Genomic DNA, 1109 nt, shown 5'->3' with positions numbered 1-1109 from the left:
AACAGTTTGTTACATGAATCAGTGAAATGTGTGAAGCATAGCGTTTTAATCAGAATTTTTAATGTGCTTCAGCGAGTTGCATAGAAGGATCGTCAGAATGAAGAAAGTGGGTGTCGTGCTGAGCGGATGTGGCGTTTACGATGGTTCAGAGATACATGAAACCGTATTAACGCTGCTGGCATTATCGCGCCAGGGGGCCGACGTTATCTGCTTCGCTCCGGATAAAACGCAGGCAGACGTGGTTAATCACCTTACCGGCGAGCCAATGGCGGAAAGCCGTAACGTGCTGATTGAAGCGGCGCGTATTGTGCGCGGGGATATTCATCCGCTGGTACAGGCCGATGCGGCTGAGCTAGATGCGCTCATCGTGCCGGGCGGCTTTGGCGCGGCGAAAAACCTGAGCACGTTTGCAACGCTACGCGCGGCGTGTCAGCTCGAGCCCGACTTAAAAGCGCTATCGCTGGCGATGCATGCGGCAGGTAAGCCGCAGGGCTTTATCTGCATTGCGCCAGCCATGCTGCCGAAGATTTTTGATTTCCCGCTGCGGCTCACGATCGGAACCGACATTGATACTGCTGAAATTGTCGAAGATATGGGCGGCGAACATGTGCCATGTCCGGTAGACGACATTGTGGTGGATGAGGACAATAAAATCGTCACCACGCCGGCGTATATGCTGGCGCAGAACATTGCCGAGGCTGCTGCAGGCATTGAAAAGCTGGTGGACAGAGTGCTGGTTCTTACCGAATGAGCCGTAAATTATCCCCTGGCGGGTGGTTAAAACGGATCCTGCTGCGTATTGTGCTGGTCCTGGCCGTTTTTTTGGGCGGAGGCATTGCGCTGTTCAGCATCCTGCCCGTCCCGTTCTCGGCCGTGATGGCAGAGCGGCAGATTAGCGCCTGGCTCTCGGGTGATTTTGGCTATGTTGCCCACTCAGACTGGGTCGGCATGGATGAAATCTCCCCGTGGATGGGGCTGGCGGTCATTGCGGCAGAAGATCAGAAATTCCCGGAGCACTGGGGTTTTGACGTGGCGGCTATCGAGAAGGCGCTGGATCATAATGAACGTCATGAAAACCGCGTCCGCGGTGCGTCGACGCTTTCTCAGCA

Annotated in this window: 2 protein-coding genes; both read left to right on the top strand. The window is 54.9% G+C overall.

The annotated features are described in order from the left end of the window. Window positions 1-97 precede the first annotated feature (97 nt). Window positions 98-751 (top strand): isoprenoid biosynthesis glyoxalase ElbB, encoded by a 654-nt coding sequence (gene elbB, locus FYJ43_RS11935; RefSeq protein WP_154565192.1) that lies wholly within the window; start codon window positions 98-100, stop codon window positions 749-751. Next, the coding region (locus FYJ43_RS11930; protein WP_195839998.1) for a transglycosylase domain-containing protein at window positions 748-1109 on the top strand (362 nt) is incomplete at its 3' end. The genes elbB and FYJ43_RS11930, both read left to right, overlap by 4 nt.

Source organism: Cutibacterium porci (assembly GCF_009696315.1).
Taxonomy (GTDB): Bacteria; Actinomycetota; Actinomycetes; order Propionibacteriales; family Propionibacteriaceae; genus Cutibacterium; species Cutibacterium porci.
This window is presented reverse-complemented; position numbering and strand designations above follow the sequence as displayed.

Excerpts from the sequence above, each read along its gene's own strand:
- elbB (WP_154565192.1), top strand. The coding sequence starts at position 98 with ATGAAGAAAGTGGGTGTCGTGCTGAGCGGATGTGGCGTTTACGATGGT.